15 protein-coding genes and 1 pseudogene are annotated in these 16990 nt (G+C 70.6%); 2 read left to right on the top strand and 14 right to left on the bottom strand.

Annotated features, from left to right (window positions below; all coding sequences use genetic code 11):
* Nucleotides 1-32: 32 nt before the first annotated feature.
* From KIF24_RS10435 to eccD (KIF24_RS33865), 9 genes and pseudogenes are all read right to left on the bottom strand, one after another.
* Entirely contained in the window at nt 33-371 is a 339-nt protein-coding gene (locus KIF24_RS10435; RefSeq protein WP_221083860.1) for a hypothetical protein, read from the bottom strand.
* Complete coding sequence (locus KIF24_RS10430; protein ID WP_221083859.1) at nt 364-819, bottom strand: YbaB/EbfC family nucleoid-associated protein; 456 nt, start codon at nt 817-819, stop codon at nt 364-366. Before KIF24_RS10430 ends, KIF24_RS10435 begins: the two co-directional genes overlap by 8 nt.
* Before the next feature lie 45 nt (nt 820-864).
* A complete protein-coding gene (locus KIF24_RS10425; RefSeq protein ID WP_221083858.1) occupies nt 865-2760 on the bottom strand; it encodes a hypothetical protein in 1896 nt (631 codons plus the stop codon).
* Nucleotides 2761-2826: 66 nt separating this feature from the next.
* Entirely contained in the window at nt 2827-3222 is a 396-nt protein-coding gene (locus KIF24_RS10420; protein ID WP_221083857.1) for a hypothetical protein, read from the bottom strand.
* A gap of 79 nt (nt 3223-3301) precedes the next feature.
* Entirely contained in the window at nt 3302-3601 is a 300-nt protein-coding gene (locus KIF24_RS10415; RefSeq protein ID WP_221083856.1) for a WXG100 family type VII secretion target, read from the bottom strand.
* A 43-nt stretch (nt 3602-3644) separates the two neighbouring features.
* A complete protein-coding gene (locus tag KIF24_RS34390; protein WP_221083855.1) occupies nt 3645-3950 on the bottom strand; it encodes a WXG100 family type VII secretion target in 306 nt (101 codons plus the stop codon).
* Between the two features lie 72 nt (nt 3951-4022).
* Nucleotides 4023-5507: a type VII secretion protein EccB gene (gene eccB, locus KIF24_RS10405; RefSeq protein WP_221083854.1), complete on the bottom strand. Its 1485-nt coding sequence runs from the start codon at nt 5505-5507 to the stop codon at nt 4023-4025.
* Nucleotides 5504-6235 (bottom strand): type VII secretion integral membrane protein EccD, encoded by a 732-nt coding sequence (gene eccD, locus KIF24_RS33870; RefSeq protein WP_269440678.1) that lies wholly within the window; start codon nt 6233-6235, stop codon nt 5504-5506. Before eccD (KIF24_RS33870) ends, eccB begins: the two co-directional genes overlap by 4 nt.
* Nucleotides 6236-6327: 92 nt before the next feature.
* Nucleotides 6328-6879 (bottom strand): annotated as a pseudogene (eccD, locus tag KIF24_RS33865) (type VII secretion integral membrane protein EccD); the annotation flags it as partial.
* 264 nt (nt 6880-7143) lie between these two features.
* Between eccD (KIF24_RS33865) and eccCa the strand changes: the two are divergent.
* Nucleotides 7144-11070, top strand: coding sequence for a type VII secretion protein EccCa (gene eccCa / locus KIF24_RS10390; protein WP_221087281.1), 3927 nt, complete (start codon nt 7144-7146; stop codon nt 11068-11070).
* A gap of 53 nt (nt 11071-11123) precedes the next feature.
* Here the strand turns inward: eccCa and KIF24_RS10385 are convergent, their stop codons facing one another.
* Entirely contained in the window at nt 11124-12374 is a 1251-nt protein-coding gene (locus tag KIF24_RS10385; protein WP_221083852.1) for a S8 family serine peptidase, read from the bottom strand.
* 195 nt (nt 12375-12569) lie between these two features.
* On the opposite strand from KIF24_RS10385, the gene KIF24_RS10380 reads away from it, so the two are divergent.
* A complete protein-coding gene (locus KIF24_RS10380) occupies nt 12570-13793 on the top strand; it encodes a hypothetical protein (protein WP_221083851.1) in 1224 nt (407 codons plus the stop codon).
* On the opposite strand, the gene KIF24_RS10375 is transcribed toward KIF24_RS10380, so the two are convergent.
* From KIF24_RS10375 to KIF24_RS10365, 4 genes are all read right to left on the bottom strand, one after another.
* On the bottom strand, nt 13784-14827 hold the full coding sequence (locus KIF24_RS10375; protein WP_221083850.1) for a hypothetical protein: 1044 nt from the start codon (nt 14825-14827) through the stop codon (nt 13784-13786). The genes KIF24_RS10380 and KIF24_RS10375 overlap by 10 nt on opposite strands.
* A 647-nt stretch (nt 14828-15474) precedes the next feature.
* Nucleotides 15475-15663: a hypothetical protein gene (locus tag KIF24_RS32515; RefSeq protein ID WP_230415456.1), complete on the bottom strand. Its 189-nt coding sequence runs from the start codon at nt 15661-15663 to the stop codon at nt 15475-15477.
* On the bottom strand, nt 15642-16298 hold the full coding sequence (locus tag KIF24_RS10370; RefSeq protein ID WP_230415454.1) for a serine/threonine-protein kinase: 657 nt from the start codon (nt 16296-16298) through the stop codon (nt 15642-15644). Before KIF24_RS10370 ends, KIF24_RS32515 begins: the two co-directional genes overlap by 22 nt.
* Before the next feature lie 326 nt (nt 16299-16624).
* A complete protein-coding gene (locus tag KIF24_RS10365) occupies nt 16625-16969 on the bottom strand; it encodes a winged helix-turn-helix transcriptional regulator (protein ID WP_221083849.1) in 345 nt (114 codons plus the stop codon).
* Nucleotides 16970-16990 lie beyond the last annotated feature (21 nt).

Genomic DNA, 16990 nt, shown 5'->3' with positions numbered 1-16990 from the left:
CGGACGTCACGTCCGCAAGCGTCGCCAGCTGGTCAGGCGCGAGGGCTCACCTGGGCGACCGGGCGCTTGGCCTCGGCCGCGTTGGCCTCCTCGACCTCGTCCAACATGGTCGCGAGCTGGCTGGTCCGCTGCTCGTCGCCACCGACGGCGTCGGGAAGCAGTTCGAACACCTGGGTCACGAACTGCTTGATGTAGCGGTGCACCGGCATGTACTCCTTCGTCACCTCGTCGGTCTCCCAGTCCGCCAGCGGCTCGTTGGCGGCAAGCGCGTCAGTCAGCGTGGTGCCGATCCGCCTGGCCACGGCCGCCGCCTGCCCCAGTGCGGGCACCTTGCTCCGCATCCCGTCGGGATCCGCCGAGATGTCACTCATCGTGGTCCTCCGTCGAGTTCGGGTTGGTCGTCTGCTTCCGGAAACCGGGCTCACCCGGTAGCGGTGTCTGCGCGGCCCGGAGCGCCTCGCCGACCATCTCGTCCGGGTCGAACGATCCGGCGAGAAGGCTTTCGAGCCGGGCGCCGGCGGGCAGCAGCGACTGGAACATGCCCATCGTCTTGCTGACCACCTCGCCCTGTGCCTCGCTGATCGCCTCGACGAGCAGCGCACCCAGCTCAGCCGGGGCCAACGACCGATAGGCGCCGCTGTGGAACGTGATTTCGGTGACCCTGCTCTGCGCGTCGACGGTGACGGTGAGTGCCCGATTTCGGGTGGTGACGCTCGCGGAGGTCCCGGCCAGGACCTGTTGTGCGCCGACGATGGCCGCCTGGGTGCTCTGCAGCTCGGCGAACGCCTGCTCGACGCGGTTGTGCAACGGTCCGGTCATGGCTCCTCTTCTCTGGTACGGCAGGCGGGTCCGTGTTCGGATCGGCTAACCCCGGCGTGGGACGGGTCGGGCCGGCGCCTGCACGGCCGGGGATGCCGGGCCGTACGGGGAGGCCGGTCGATGACCTGGCACCGAGCGGGGGTCGGTAGGTTGTTCGGTACGTCCGACGACGGCAGGCGCGCAGTCCGGATCGGTGCCCCACACCTCCTCGTCCTCGGCCAGCCAGGTGGTCCGTTCCCGCTCCTGTTCCTGTTGGCCGCCGACCCCGCCCATCCCACCCATCGGCGCCATGAACGGGTAGCCTCCCATGCCCGGGTTCATGGCGGACGTGGGAAGCGCCTGCGTGACGCCACCACCGAGCGCTCCGCCAGCGATGGCCCCGCCATGAAAGTCGTCCGGGAGCGCGACGGCAGAGGGTGTCATCTCCTCGTCCACGCCACCGAAAGCGCCATCGGCAGAGGTAAGTCCGCCCGTGCGGCCACCGCCACCGAGACCACCACCCAGACTGCCGCCGCTGGTGAAGGGCGGGATCGGCGCAAATCCTCCGCCAAGCCCACCACCATCCAGGCCACCACCATCCAGGCCACCACCACTGATCCCACCGCCGCCCAGGCCACCACCAAGCCCGCCACCGCCGCCCAGGCCACCGCCACCCAGGCCACCGCCGCCAAGCCCACCATCGACGCCACCGCCACCCAGGCCACCGCCGCCAAGCCCACCATCGACGCCACCGCCACCAAGGCCACCACCGCTGCCAAACCCACCATCAAGGCCAGCACCGCCGAGGCCACCACCGCCCAGGCCACCACCGCCCAGGCCACCACCATCGCCAAGGTCACCGCCGCCTGGCAGGTCATCGGTATCGAGTCCGTTGTTCTCCACGTCACCATTGGGATCGTCGCTTGACGCGGGTGGTACGTAGGCGCTCGGTGTGGTGTCGATGTGCCTGGTGAAGACCTGGTTCAAGGTCGGCAGGTCCGCGCTGGCCACGGTATCCAGCTTCGACTCGACCACGCCGAGCCATCGCTGCTTGGCAAGGGCGTCGATCGCCGCCCATTGCGCCGGATCCTGGCCGTCGACGCCCTGCGCTCCCCCCGGAACGTTCATCCTGATCTGTTGGAAGTTCGGACCCTCGTGGGCCCAGAAGGCCCCGTTGACGCCTGCGTTCCCGCGCTGCTCGACGTCCGAATAGTCAGGATCGACAGGATTCGCGAAGAACTGAATGCCGTGCAGCAGGTTGGTAAGTGCGAGCAAGGGCGTACGATCAACGTCGTTCAGCCAGTTCTGGTTCGCCTCGCTGGTCTTGTTGACGAACTCCTGAGCCGTAGCGCCAAACTCCGAGCCGGGACCGGAGGTCGCCAGTCGCAAGTCCAGTCGACTGGGTTCACTCAACCAGGTGGTGAGCGATTCGAACCGCCTTTGCAGGGCCTCCGAGATCAGGAGGAACGCCTCGCCTGCCTGCCCTCGGAAGCCACCTGCCTCTCGGGTCGCCTGGTTGCCCTTGTGCAGGGTGTCGTTTACTGCGGCAAGGAAGTCGATCGACGGTTTGACGACGTTCGCACCAAGGTGACCCAGCGAGGGCGGGTAGAAGTCGCCGCGAGCGTTGGTGCCGAGTCCGGATCTCGCCGCTTCTTCCCACTCGTTGCCATATCTGGTGAGTCCGGGGACGTCCACCTCGAGCACGAGAATGTTGTAGTTGAAGACGAAGAACCCTTCCCACCGGCGGATCACCAGGAATTCGTTCTCCTTGGGTGTCGGGGTGTATCCGGCCGGCCCCTTGGCCGAATCGAACTCGTAGTTCCCTAGGACCCTGATCCAAGGATCGGCCAGGATGGTGTCACGCCCGGTGATGGTCGTGGTGGCGGAGCCGGAGCCCCCGGCTCCGTATCCGTAGACGTCCACCACCAGGTTTTCCCACCGTGGTGCGTTGTCGGGTGCCATGCCGGCGGTCCTTCCGGGTATGGGACGAAGCGAGCACCTGTGCGGAGCCGGTCGAGGGGCGTCGAATCACGTGTTCGACGGACCGGGCACGGTAGAGCCCGTCTGGACGAGGTAGGCGAGCAGTTCCCGCCCGCTCATGGCGGCGATCTCCTCCACGCTCTCGGTCTCCCTGCGCACGTACGCGAGCCCGTCGAGAAGCCACTCGACCTGCTTGACGAGCTCACCGTAGGTCGCGTTCAGATTGGTCAGCACCGCCGTCAGGTCGGTCCTCAGCATGCTGCCCTCGGGATATCCGGCGGCACCGCTACGGACCAGCGGTGACGTCGTGAGCGCGACCGACGTGTCGGTCTCGTGCTGCCGGAGTTCGCCGAGCAGTTCGCCGAAGTATCTGGCGATGGCATCCAGCAGATCGTTGTCGACCGTGATCGACCCGTCGAGCGGGAACGTCGACGTGATAGGCATCGTGTGGTTCCTCCCGTGGTGGCCGGTGCGTCGGTGGCCGGTGACCGGCTCGGAGCCGGCCACCGGATCAAGATGAGCTTCAGACTCCGAAGACGGCAGCGCCGGACTTGTCCGTACGCACGTACCGTTCGTTTATGGAGTTCAATGCATGCTTCGCGTCGTTCAGGGCAGCGTTCATCTCCCCGAAACCAGCGTTCCAGTGGCTCTGGGCGGTGCGGTAGGCGTCGACGTTCTCGCCCTGGTTCGCGTTACAGAATGCTGTCACCGCAGCGTTGAGTTCTTCCTCCACGGCCTTGAGAGCGTTGTTCACCGATTCCAGTTCGGCGCTGGTTTCCAGCAGGCCGTTCGGGTTGACCGAGTATCCGTTTTGACTGGGCATCTCGAGTCCTTTCTATAAGGTCTGGTCGAACAGAGAGATCGGATCAGGTCCACGATGCCTTGGCGGTAAGCCGCTGCGCGTCCACGAGCGCGTCGTCATCGGCCTGCTGGCTCTGCTGCGCGTTCTGCCGAATCTTCTCGTCGATCTCGTCGAGGGCCAGCCGGACCTTACGCAGCCCTTCCCGCCATCGGGCGAGTGCATTGCGGTACTCCGCGGCCGCCATGCCGTGCCACGGCAGGGCCGATTCGCAGGACTCCACCACCCCGAACGCCTGGTCCTGCTTGACCACCGCATTGTTGAAGGCGGAAGTAAGTGCGGTCGTGGTCGATGCGTCGTAGTCGATAGCCACCTGTTTCTCCTCTGGTCCGTTCGGTTGTGCCTGGACGTGTCGTCAGCGGGCGGGTCCGGCCCGGCCACGGAGTCAGCTCTCGATCACCTCCGGGTCGAGCAGCGGCCCGGTGGGCAGCAGGTCCAACAGCGGCGGCGGCACCGCAACCGCCACCCCGTCGGGGTAGCCCAGCCGCGCCGCCGCCTCGGCCGACCCCACCGGGAATCGGACTCCGACGTCGGTGAGCAGGTACCGCGTGGTGTCGGGGGCCTGACCCGGCCACCCGGCCAGGAACAGGCCACCCGCGTCGGCGTCGACGACGATGGCCCGTGCCGGGTGCTCCGACGCGGTCACGCCCACGCCCAGCGCGGGCAGCCGCCCGGTGTCCCCTGGCGAGTCCATCAGGATCTCCAGGGCGGTGGCCGCCGGCCGGTATCGCAGGCAGGGAACCTGACCGGGGTCGGTGACGACGGGCGCCGGCACGGTCGTGGGTAGTTCCGCGGGCAGCAGCTGACGCCGCGACATCGTGGTGGCCGACAGGACAGCCGGCGGCAGGACGACGGCCTCGACGTTGAGCCCCAGCCGGGAACGCGTCGGGTCACCCAGCACGATCCGGTAGGCCAATTCGGTCAACGGCGCAAGCCCGTCGTCGGTCACCAGGTAGTACCGGTCGGCGCCGCCCGGCCCGTGGACCACGTAGACCCGGCCCACCGCGGCCGATTCGGTGCCGATGGTCCGCTCGCTGGGCCCGGTCGGGCGGATCGGCGTGATGTCCGGACCCGCCGGGATGGTGCGCAGCCAGGCCTCGGCGGCTGGCGCGATCGCGGTGTCGTCGAAGCCCAGGGCCCGGGGCAGCCAGGGTTCGGTGAATCGGTGCCGCCGTCCGTTGTAGACGAGGAAGCGTTCGGGACCGTAACCCGCCACGAGCGCGCTACGGGCATCGAGTGCGTTGCCCCCGGCGGGGGCGCCTGCGCCTGCCCCGGCACCTGCGTCGACCGAGATCCGCAGGATGACCGGCGCCGACCCGGTCCCGGTCGACCCCGGCTCCGAGCCCGGCCCCGGATCGTCCGCCGCGGCAGCGGCCGCCGCCTCCACGCCGGGTGGTGGCACCGTGCAGGCGGTCCAGGTGAGCGCGGCGGCGGTCGCGGTGCCGGGTAACGAGTCCGGGGCACCCACGATGCCCACCGGAGTGCCGTGTCCCACGCCGCGCAGTGAGTCGGCCGACACCTTCACCACCTTCGGGTCGGCACCCAGTAGCAACCGTGCGGAAGCCAGGTTGAGCACCGGCCGCAGCAAGCCGTCGGAGTCGCGCACGTAGCGAGAGCCGGTGTCCCGCTCCAACACCAGCACCCCAGGTTCCCGCCAGGCCGAGGCGCCACCAGGACTGAGGTACCCGTAGACCGCGAAGCCGGCCAGCACCAGACAGGCCACCAACAATCCGGCCACGTTGCCCACCACGAGCCGCCGGGTCGGCGATTCCGGCGCGTCCGGATGACCCGTCACGACGGCCTTGGTGAGCCGGCCAAGCAGATACGACTGGGCCTGCACCTGGTCGCGGCGCGACTGCATGGCGGTCATCCGCCCAGTCCTCGGGCCCAGCCGTACGCCCCCGCGATGGTCAGCAGCACCGGCAACTGCGCGACCCCGGCCAGCACCTGCAGGATGTCGCCGATCCGTCCCCAGTACGGCATGGACCGCCGGCCGGGCAGCAGCCGGGCGAGCGCCGTCAGGACCGGTACGGCAACCACCACACCGACCGCGACAGCCGACACCCGGACCGGGACCGATGCCCCGATGAGGAACGCCAGGAACACCGCGACCGGGCCGACCAGGCCGGGCACACCGGCGGCGAGCCGGTGCCAGGCGCTGGTCATCGACCGTACGGACAGCAGCGACACCACCGCGACCAGGCCCGCGAGGGTGGGCGCGGCCCAGCCGTCGCCGATGGCGAGGACGGCCACGGCCACCGCGGCGGCTGCTCCGATGCCGCCGTACAGGCCGGTGAGGTAGGCATCCGCCTGGCGGGTACGGGTCAGTACCCCTGCGGCGGGTTCCGGGTCGATGTCTTCCTGCAGGTGTTCCGGTTCGGTCGGCAGCGGGCCCATTCGGAGGCCGGCGAGCAGGGTCGCGGTCAACGGGGCGAACGGCAGCAGGACGCTTGCCGCCACCGCCACCAGGGCGGGCCCCAGCGACGCCGGCACGTCGGTGAACGCCACGACACCCGCGCCAACGGCGGTGACCGTACCGGCCAACGCGCCGGCCACGAACACCGCCGCGCCACCGCCGGCCAACAAGCCGGCGAGCAGGACCGTACCGGTGCCCGCGCTGGCCGCCGCGAAGATGTTCTCCGCCGTGGTCGGCAGGCCCGCCGGGTCGGCCGGACCGATCTGGGGGCCAGCAGACCGGCGAGGACCGCGTACCCGACGCTGGCCGCCGCGAGGATGCCGGCCACCGAGCGGTCGCCGACCGCCCGGGCGGCCACCGCCGTACCCGCCAGGCTCGTCAACGCCAGCAGAAGTGCCGTCGCGGTACGCAGCTGCGGGGGCCCGGGGAACGCCAGAGCCACCAGTCCGGTCGCCAGCACCAGTGCCGTCGCGGTGAGCGCGGTCCATCGGGTGTGCGCCGGACGCCACAGCCCAGGGCGTTGGCGAAGTCCGGTGGCGATCCCGTCGATCAGGTCGTCGAACGCCGCCGGTGGTAGCTGGTCGGCACGGGGCCGCAGGTGGACCAGTTCACCGTCGCGCAACCCGAGCGCGCCCACACCGAGGTCCGCGTCCAGCGGCGGTTCACCCAGCCGTTGCAGCACCCACCCGGCATGACTCATCCCGGAGTCCGCCAGGTCGGGGCCGAGATACGTCAGCAGCGTGGGCAGCAGGTCGGCCAACGGCACCTGGACCGGCACGGCGATCTCCAGTTGCCGGTCCGGTCCACACACGACCAGTCTGCACATCTGGCCCACGGCGGCGCTCGACACGCCTCCTAAACGCCGGGCAGGGGGCGCGAGGTTCATCCGAGCCGGGGGGAATTGATCCGGCGACATCCGGCGGCGGATTGATCCGTACCCGCCACGCGCGGCGTTGTGTTCCGGACGCTGCGCCGACCGCCACGGCGCGTCCGGCGCCCCACCACGAGAAGGTGCCCCGCCACGAGAACCCGAGGAGCCCGCGTGAGCACCGTGCTGTTTCGCCGTCCCGCGCGCCGCAACGGCCCGGACATGCCGAACGGAGACCTGAGCCTGCAGGAGCCGCCGGCCCTGCCGGAGGCGCAGGGCCAGGGCATGCGGGTGGCCCTGACCTACCTGCCCATGGCGCTGATGTCCGGTGTCATGGTGCTGATGTTCACCGGCGGGGCGCACGGGGCCACCTCGTACCTGATGGCCGGGATGATGGTGGTGGCCACCGGCTCGATGGCGGTCGGGCAGTTGACCACGGGTGGCGGCGACCGCAAGCGGAAACTCGCCGCCGAGCGCCGCGACTACCTGCGTTACCTGGCGCAGAACCGGCGGCGTATTCGGGAAGCGGTGACCGCTCAGCGTGACGCCGCAGGGTGGCGCCACCCCCATCCGCAGGAGCTGTGGACGGTCGCGATGACCTCCCGCCGCTGGGAACGCCGGGCGGGGCACCCGGACTTCGCCGAGCTACGGATCGGCACCGGCGAGCAGCGGCTGGCCGTGAGGATCCGGCCGATGCAGACCAAACCGGTCGATGACCTGGACCCGGTGTCCGCCAAGGCGCTACGCCGATTCATTCGGGCGTACTCCACTCTGGCCGACCAGCCGGTCGCGGTGTACCTGCGGGGATTCTCCCGGATCCACATCACCGGTGACCTGGAACTGGCCCGGGGGGTGGTCCGCGCCCTGCTGGCGCAGCTCGCCACGTTCCACGCCCCGGACGAGGCGCTGGTGGCTGTGCTCACCGGCGGGGTGAACAGCGGCAGCTGGGAATGGGTGAAATGGCTGCCACACACCCAGCACCCCACCATCCAGGACGCGGCGGGCGCCGCGCGCCTGATCGCCGACTCCCCGGAGGAGCTGGACCGGCTGCTGGGCGAGGACTTCACCGCCCGGGGACGCTACGAGCCGGACAGCGCGATCTCGCGGGACGAGCCTTACCTCGTGCTGGTCGCCGACGGGCCGCCGTTACCCGCCGGGTCGCGCTGGCTGACCGGCGGGTACCGCAACGCCGTACTCGTCGACCTGGGCCCGGAGCCGGTGAAGGCCGCCCCGGCCACGCTCTGCGTCGAGGCCACCGCCGCCGGTCTGGTGGTCCTCGGCCAGGACCGGGTGGGCCACGAGACCCGCTCACCGCTGGCCGACCCGGACCACCTCAGCCTCGTCCGCGCGGCGGCCCTGGCCCGACGGGTCGCCCCCTACCGGCTGGGTCTGGTCACCGAGACGAACACCGAGTCGCTGGCCACTGACTTCGACCTGGCCAGTCTGCTCGGCATCACCGATCTCGTCACGCTCGACCTGGGCCGGGCCTGGGCCGACCGGGGACAGGCCGATCGGCTCCGGGTGCCCATCGGCATCGGGCCCGACGGTACGCCGGTGGACCTGGACCTCAAGGAGTCCGCGCTGGGAGGAATGGGACCCCACGGGATGCTCATCGGCGCCACCGGGTCGGGCAAGAGCGAACTGCTGCGTACGCTGGTGCTGGCTCTTGCCCTGACGCACTCCTCGGAGACGCTCAACCTGATCCTCGTCGACTTCAAGGGCGGCGCCACCTTCCTGGGTCTGGACCGGCTGCCGCACACCTCGGCGGTGATCACGAACCTGGCCGACGAGGTGGCCCTGGTGTCCCGGATGCAGGACGCGTTGCACGGCGAAATGATCCGCCGGCAGGAACTGCTCCGCTCGGCCGGCGGGTACAGCTCGGTGCTCGACTACGAACGCGCCCGCGCGCACGGTGCCGCACTCGACCCGCTGCCGACCCTGTTCGTCGTGGTCGACGAGTTCAGCGAACTGCTCGCGGCGCACCGCGACTTCATCGAGTTGTTCGTGATGATCGGCCGGCTGGGACGTTCGCTCGGCGTACACCTTCTGCTGGCCAGCCAACGCCTGGACGACGGACGGATCGGGCAGTTGGAGTCCCACCTGTCGTACCGGATCGGGCTGCGCACGTTCTCGGCGATGGAGTCCCGGTCGGTCATCGGAGTGCCTGACGCGTACGAACTGCCTCCGTCGCCCGGCAACGGATACCTGCGGGCCGACGTCACCACGCTCGTCCGGTTCAAGGCCGCGTACGTGTCCGGCGGGTACCGGCCCCGGACGGCACGGGTACGCCAGGAGATGGTCCGCCAGCAGGTGGTGCCGTACCTGGCCGGGCATGTGCCATACCGACTGCCGGACCCGGCCGAACCGGGGACCGGGCCGGCGGAAACGACCGATGACGACTCCCCCGGCCGCCCCCGACCGCCGACCGTGCTGGACGTGATCGTCGATCAGCTCGCCGACCAGGGTCCGCCCGCCCACCAGGTGTGGCTGCCACCGCTGGCCGAGCCGCCCTCGCTGGACCAGCTACTGCCGCCGCTGATGCCCGACCCGGTACGCGGACTCCATCCCGTGGACTGGCCGGGTGCCGGGCGGCTGACCGCACCGGTGGGTTTCGTGGACAAACCCCTGGCCCAACTGCGCGACCTGATGGTCGTCGACGTGTCCGGCGTCGGCGGTCACGTCGGCGTCGCCGGCGGACCGCAGGCGGGCAAGAGCACCCTGTTGCGTACGCTGATCTGTGCGCTCGCGCTGACCCACAGCCCACGCGAGGTGCAGTTCTACTGTCTGGACTTCGGCGGCGGCACGCTCGCGGCGCTGACCGATTTACCCCACGTGGGCAGCGTGTGCGGCCGGTTGGACACCGAACGGGTGGGCCGTACCGTCGCCGAGATCACCGCGCTGGTCAGTGCCCGGGAACGCAGATTCGCCGAGCTGGGCGTCGACAGCATGACCAGCTACCGGCAGATGCGGGCGGACGGCCGGGTCACCGACGATCCGTACGGCGACGTGTTCCTGGTCGTGGACGGATGGTTCACGCTGCGGCAGGACTTCGAGACGGCCGAGGCGGCGGTCCGGCACCTGGTGGCCCGGGGGTTGAACTACGGGGTGCACCTGATGCTCACCACGGCGCGGTGGTCGGAGGTCTACCACGGCATGCGGGATCAGATCGGCACCCGGCTCGAGCTGCGGCTGGGCGACCCCGTCGACTCCGCCATCGACATGCGGCTGGCCGGTACGGTGCCGGTCGTGGCCGGTCGCGGCCTCACCACGGACCGGCTGCACTTCCTGGGTGCCCTGCCCCGCATCGACGGCTCCGGCGACGCCGAGACCGTGACGACCGGGCTCGGCAGCCTGGTCGACACGGTCACGGACTGCTGGGCGGGTGCCAACGCACCCGCCGTTCGCACGCTGCCGCTGGTGCTGCCCGCCGAGGAGCTGCCCGAACCAGCGGAGGATCTGCGCGTACCGCTCGGCTGGGGCGAGGAGGACCTGCAACCGGTGTGGATCTCGTTCGACGACACCCCGCACCTGACGGTGCTGGGCGACACCGAGAGCGGCAAGTCCAACCTGCTGCGACTGCTGATCCGGGCGGTGACCCGCCGGTTCAGCCCGGCCGAAGCCCGGATCATGGTCGTGGACTACCGGCGACAGTTGTTCTCGGACGTGCCGGACGCGTACCGGATCGGATACTCGTTCTCGGCTGATTCGACCCGCCCGACCGTCGCGGACGCGATCGCCGGCCTGCAACCACGGGTGCCCGGAGCGGACATCGCCCCGGATCGGCTGCGGCTGCGAGACTGGTGGACCGGGCCCAGGCTGATCGTGCTGGTCGACGACTACGAGATGCTCTCCGGACACGACGGCCCGCTACTGCCGCTGCTGCCGTTCCTCTCGCAGGGCGCCGACATCGGCTTCCACCTGGTCCTCACCCGGGGTGCCGCGGGTGCCACGCGGATGTCCATGGACCCGATCATGCGGCGGCTCCAGGAGACCAACACCCCGGACCTCGCGCTGTCCTGCCCACCCAACGAAGGACCGCTGCTGGGCGGGGTGAAGCCGCGGCTGCTGCCGCCAGGGCGGGCGCTGCTCTGCACGCGGCGTGGCAGTCGGCTCGTCCACACCGCACTCTGCCCGCCGGCCGGACCATGAGCCGGGGTCGCCGGCTTGACCACACTCCAGGGCCGCCGTGTTCCTCCTGGTTGTCACCTGGACCGCCAGCGCCGACGGCGGCCATGTCGCACCGTGAGCACACCGCCCGCGCCGAGGCAGGTGAGCAACAGCACGCCTCCACCTATCGCCGCTGCCCACTGCGCACGTACCGAGCGTCCGGAAGCGGTGGGCAGCCGAAGCAGGGTCGCGTTCGGCCCGGCGCCGGCCTGCGGAGCGGTGCTCAGCGCCGCCACGGCCGCGTACCCGTCCACCATCCCCGCTCCGATGAGGGCGCTCTGCCCGGGAACTCCTGGCGGCCGTCGGGCCGTGTCCAGCAGTCTACGTCGGACCTCCGGTGCGGTGAGGTGCGGATACCGGGCGCGGACCAGGGCGACCACGCCGGCCACCTGCGCGGCGGCCGGTGCCGACCCGCCCGCCCGGTAGTGCCCCGAGCCGGCAGGGGCGGACCCGGTGACGTCGGTGCCAGGAGCGACGAGGTCCACTCGCTGGCCAACGGCGATCTGCTGCACCGGAACGCCGACGGCGTCCACTCCGCCGACGGCCAGCACACCGGGATAGGCAGCTGGATACCAGACCGGTCCGGATTCGCTTCCGGATCCGGTACCCACGCTGGCGACCACCACGACGTCCCGGGCCGCGGCGACAGCGATGGCGTCGCGCAGGTCGGCGGTATCCGCGGTCGGTCCAGCCGTCACCAGGAGCACCGAAGCTCCCGCGTCGACCGCGGCCCGTACCCCCTGCGCGACCACACCGCCGGGCACCTTGCCGTCGTCGCTGACCACCCGGACCGGCAGGATCCGGGCCGCTGGCGCCAGACCGGTGACGGCGCTGCCGGAACGGGGTCGTGCGACGACCAGGCTGGCGAGCAGAGTGCCACGTCCACGGCAGTCCCGATCCGCCGGGCCGTCTCCGGACACCGCGTCGGTCCCAGGCAGTACGGCACCGGCCAGCGCGGGCACGGCCGCGCTGACACCGCTGTCCAGTACAGCGACGAGCACCCCGTCGCCCCGGGACAATGGCCAGACGGCCGCTGGTCCGAGCCGTTGCGAGCCCCAGCTCGCCGTCCTGGCGACCACTGGTGAACCGCCGAGGCACCGGTCCCGGACCGTGCTGGGCAGGGCGGGCACCTGCGGTTCGGCGGCGTATGCCGGCCGGACTCCTGTCCCGACCGGACCGGCCAGGAAGGTTCCGACCGGACCGACCAGGAGAGCGAGAACGGTCAGCAGGCCACGGGTCCACCAGGCACCTCGCCGTCCGGGTTCCACCCCGTGTCGCGCGTCCATCTGCCGCTCCCTCAGTCTCCCGGCCGACCGTTCGCCGACTCCACAACGACGCTGGCCCGTGGCCAGGTTCAGCGCGACGCTCGTCCGCCGGCCCGGTGCCGGTGCCGGCCGGTATGGTTCGATCCTGTCGGGAACGGGCGGGAACGTACATGGCCGCCGATGTCCAGGCAGCTGGTGCGGTCCGGAGGGCCTGGAATGAGTGAATCCGCGAGCGGAGTCGTCGTCACCGCGATGGGGAACGGCTGGGTCGTGCAACCCGCGGGTGGCCCGGCGATGCCTGAACTGGCTGCCGCTGTCGAACGGCTGCCGGCGGAGCCGGGTTACGTGCCGGTGGCTGTCTCGCCGCGCCTGCCGCTCGCCGACGACGCCGTACTCATGGCGGTGGCACACGAGGTGCGCCGCAAGGTCCTCCGCCGGCTGCCACAGAACACCGGAGTCCGGCTGGCGGTGCCAAACACCGGGCAGGGCTCGGAGACGGTGGCCGGCCGGCTCGGCAGGTTGGTGCGCCGGTCCGTGGTGGCGCCGGACGGGCCGGTCTGGGTCGCCGTGGACCAGTCACTTCTCGTCGGTCCGGCGGCTGGCTCCCCCGCCGGCCGCTGGCGTACCTTCACCGTCGCCGGTGCGGTCCGGGACACCGGCCCACGGCATCCGGCCCCGCCCTGGCAGCCGCCGGGCATACCGTACGCGCGTGCCGGAACCGTCGACATCCCGGCTGGCTGGTGGCTGACGTCGGGCGAGTTCAGCCCGGACGCCCCTGGGGAACTGCCGTTCGACCTCGCCCCGGCCACGGGCCGATGTCTGCTGGTGATCGGCGGCCCGAGTGACGAACCCGTCACCGCAGGCCGGGTCGTCGAGCATCTCCGGGCCCTACCCGGGCCGACCCGTGAGCTGTGTGTGCTGGTCGGTTACGACTCACGACATCCGGCCGGCCCGCTGGCCAGCCAGGTCGCGGCGATGCTCGACGAACCGGTCCGCCACGGCGGCGGCCTGCCGATGCTCGCCGAGGACGGCACCGAGCAGTGGTTCGTGGCACACCAGGGGGAACTCGTCGCCGCAGGCTTCGTGGACTTGGCCGAGGCGCTCGCGGCCGGCGGCGACCATCGCGTCGTGACCGCTCGCCCCCCGCTGACCGGCTGGCGCGCAACGGACGGACCGGCCTGGCCACTGACTGACGGATGGACGCTCGAGGTGGTCCTTTCCGGGCTCTGGCTGCGGCCCGACGACGTACCGCCGACTCGTGCCGGCGCGGTCCGCGCGCTGGCGGCGGAGGCCGGGGTTCTGTCCGTGATCGTCGAACCGGGTCCGTCCGGCGCCGCGGAACTACCTGCCAACGTGCTCACCCACCTGCTCGCCCGGCTACCCGCCGGCCAGCGCGAGCAGACCCGGGTGGTCTGGCACGGCATCGACGGTCATCGGTAGCATTTCGCCAGCGCCGCCGCTGCCGAGGCGCGACCCGCGCCTCGGTCCAGCAGTTTCACCGCGAGCTTGCCACCGTTCATCGTCCACTTCCCGCCGTACGCCCACGAGTTGCGCGTCGCGGGTTCGTTCACCGTGAACGTGCCCAGGGTCTTGGTGGAGTTCTTGCTCGGGATCACCGCGAAGTACGCCGTACTCGCGGTGTCCGCGCTGTCTGCGGCCTTCGGGACGAAGATCCACAGGTCGCAGCGAGCCGCGCTGACCTTGTTCGTGTCGAACCACCACACCATGTAGCGGTTGTCGGTGTGACTGTTCGTGCCGATCAGCGGCATCGACTCGTACCGACCGCTGCAGCCGTAGCCGCCGAAGCCACCCGTACTGGCGGTGCGCCACCCGGACAGGCTCTGACCCTGGGTGTAGTAGCCCTGGGTGCCGTCGCGAATGCAGCCCAGTCCGGTGATCGCGTCGTAGTCCGGTCCGCTGGCGGCAGTTGGTGCGGCGGCCGTGGTCTTGACGGGAATGGACGCCGTGGTCCTGGTGGGGGCGGAAGCCGGAGTGGATCTGGAGGGCACGGCGTCGGTGTCTTGCGCCGTCGCCGTGCCGCCCACGCTGGAACCGTTGCCCTGCGAAGCACCGTTCGTGCCACCGTTCGCGGCCACGACGTCTCGGGCTGCGTGGCTGGTGGTGTCGCCCACCGGCTCGCCCGCCCTCGGCGAGACCACCGGAGTGCCGAACACGCTGACGTCCGCCGACGGTGACGGAGAACCGGGTACCGGGGGATAGTGGGGAATGGCCGGAATGTCACCGACCGGGATCCCGGCGGGCACGGCCTGAGCCCGGTGCTCACCCGACGGCGGACGGTTGATCGCCAGGAGTGGTATTCCGGCGAGCAGCAGGGCTGTCGCGGCGACGGCGGCCGACACGACGCGTCGATCACGCAGCAGCACCGCGACACGGGCTCGCAGCCGGCCCGTTCCGGGATTGGCACCCCTGACGGCGGCGCGGTCCTCGCCCGACCGGTCGTCGCCGGTTTCCACAGGGACACTGCTGGCAGCGGACGACGCCGCACGGGTGGCAGTGCCCTGGGTGCTCCCAGCTGCGTCAGTGATCGCGGACTCCCCGGCGCCTCTCCCGTCCGCCTGCCCGGCCGTCCCGGGCAATGGACGCTTCACCCGATGGTGCGCCTGGGCCGCCGCCGGGCTCCCTGCCACGGCCGGGGCCACCGGCAGCGCCGTGGCCCGCCGGACACCCGCCGGTCGTAGCGTCGCCTTCTGGGCCTTCATCGGGACGGCAGGACTCGCCGGTATCTCAGCCGTCTCGTCCGGCATCGTGCGATCGGCTTCGTCCGTCATACTCGTCTCCATGGTCGCGTCGGCATCAACCCGTGTGAACCACAGAGTGGATCGCCGGAACCTCAACGCTCGCCGTGGCCTGAGAGGTTCACTCCTGGGCGCGTATTTCTGGGGCGGGCGGGTGTTCCTCGGCCACGGCACGACGGCCACGCCCGGAGGATGCCTCCACCTGCCAAGGGTCAGGACGAAGTGGCTCTGGCACGAAGTTCGTGACCGCTGGGCCCTGCGCACATCGTCGTGGCGAGTCAGCAGCCAACCGGTCCCGCCCGTCGGGCAGACGCAGCGGCGTCACCGGCCGTCGCTCACGATATTCGGCCAGTTCGCTGTGCACGTCACCACGGAAGAAGCCCAGGAAGGGCTCCTCCGGAACCGGTGGTTGCGCGCAGCAGACGCTCGGTTTCGTGCGCGTCGGCGCGTTCGTCCGGATTCTTGCGTAGCAGGGCGGCGAGCACAGGCTGAAGGACACCCGCCCGTTCGGACACCGGGGACGGCGCCGTCATCAGCGCGGACAGGGTCGCCATCGGGGTGGACCTGTCATATGGCGGACGGCCCTCGACCGTGGCGAACAACGTCGCGCCGAGCGACCACAGGTCGGCCTTCGCATCGGCAGGCTCGTCAGGGCTCGCTCGGGCGCCAGGTATGACGGCGAGCCGAGCACGACGCCGGTGCGGGTCATCGACGAGTCGCCGGCCAGTGTCGCCAGCCCGAAATCGGTCAGTACCACCCGGCCGGCCGAGGTCAGCAGCACGTTGGCCGGCTTGACCTCCCGGTGCAGGATGCCCACGCGGTGCGCCGCGCGCAGGCTGGCCAAGACCGCCAGGCCGATCCGAGCCGACTCCTCCGGTGTCATCGGGCCGTCCTGGTCGATCGCCTCCCACAAGGACCGCGACGGGATGAGCTCCATCACGATCCACGGAGTGTCGCCGTCGTCGACCACGTCGAAGATGCGCACCACCGAGGGGTGGTCGATCTGGGCGATCGCCCGTGCCTCGCGGATAGCCCGCTCGCGCAGGTCGCCCAGCTCGGTGCGGGTCAACCCTTCCGGGGTGACCCCCTTGACTGCGACGTCTCGGCCCAGCAACTCGTCCCGTGCATGCCAGACCCCGGCCCATACCGCCTTCACCGATGGTGCCGACCAGGCGGTATCGCCCAGCAAGGAGACTATGTGGTCGATGGCGCATTGCGGCAGGGTAACCATGGCCTGCTGATCGATCGAGCGCTGGCCACCCGACTCCCCAGCCACTCTTCGCAGCTCAAGCCGGTATTCGCGACGGTTCACGCGAGGCTGCCAGATGTTCCTCACATCTATTTCGGGTTCGCTGTGGCGCCGGCCGTGGCCAACGTGCCCATTTGGCCGGTCCGCACCGCGTTCAGAGTGTCCGTGAGTCCATGGCAGTGGCGACCACTCGTCCGCGCGTGGTGGCGCCGCAATCTCACGGCGGCCGGCCCGGTGGCGGCCGCTTCACCGCGAGCCGATCCACGTCATGCGTCGTCGGGCGGGAGATGCTGCTCGCTCCAACGCGACAACGGTTGGAGTGCGGCGATCAGCTCTTCGGCGTCGGGGGTGAGGGTGTACGTGATCTGCACCGGCGTGGTGGGGACCACGTTGCGGTCGATGAGCCCGCGGGCCTGTAGCTGCTTGAGTCGCAGTGTGAGCTGCGGGTCGGAGATGCCCTCGACCATGGCGCGATATTCCTTGAAGCGGCGGGCACCGCGGGCCGCGGCGAGCAGGATCGGGCCTGTCCAGCGGACCCCGATGATGTCGATCGCACGCAGGATGCGGAGGCAGGCTTCCTCGTTGACCGGAGCGCGGGAAGGCTTGTTCACTTCTCCAAGATAAGTAACTCG

It is taken from the genome of Micromonospora tarapacensis (genome assembly GCF_019697375.1).
Classification (GTDB): domain Bacteria; phylum Actinomycetota; class Actinomycetes; order Mycobacteriales; family Micromonosporaceae; genus Micromonospora; species Micromonospora tarapacensis.
This window is presented reverse-complemented; position numbering and strand designations above follow the sequence as displayed.